Annotated in this window: 1 protein-coding gene; it reads right to left on the reverse strand. The window is 58.0% G+C overall.

The features are described 5' to 3' along the window. Positions 1–267: TetR/AcrR family transcriptional regulator (locus tag SB816_RS30885; protein WP_410548105.1), on the reverse strand; the 267-nt coding region annotated here is incomplete at its 3' end. Between the last annotated feature and the right edge of the window lie 26 nt (positions 268–293).

Consider the following 293-nt stretch of genomic DNA (forward strand, 5'->3'; position numbering starts at 1 on the left):
CTGCAGGTACGACCAGGTCTCGTCGATGGTGGGACGGTGATCTTCGGGAAAGCGCAGCCGCCGTTCGATCTGCTGCTCGAACTGCGCGAAGATGCTGTTGATGATGTCGTCCTTGTTGCGGAAATGGTAGTACAGGTTGCCTGGACTGATTTCCATTTCCTCGGCGATCGTCGTGGTCGTGACGTTCGGCTCGCCGATCTCGTTGAACAGTTTCAACGACAACTCAAGAATCCGTTCGCGTGTACGGCGGGGAGGTTTGGCTTCCATGTCCGGCCCTGAATGTGCGGCGCCGG

Origin of the sequence: Achromobacter sp. SIMBA_011, from assembly GCF_046535435.1 — a bacterium.
In the GTDB taxonomy this organism is placed as follows: domain Bacteria; phylum Pseudomonadota; class Gammaproteobacteria; order Burkholderiales; family Burkholderiaceae_B; genus Achromobacter; species Achromobacter dolens.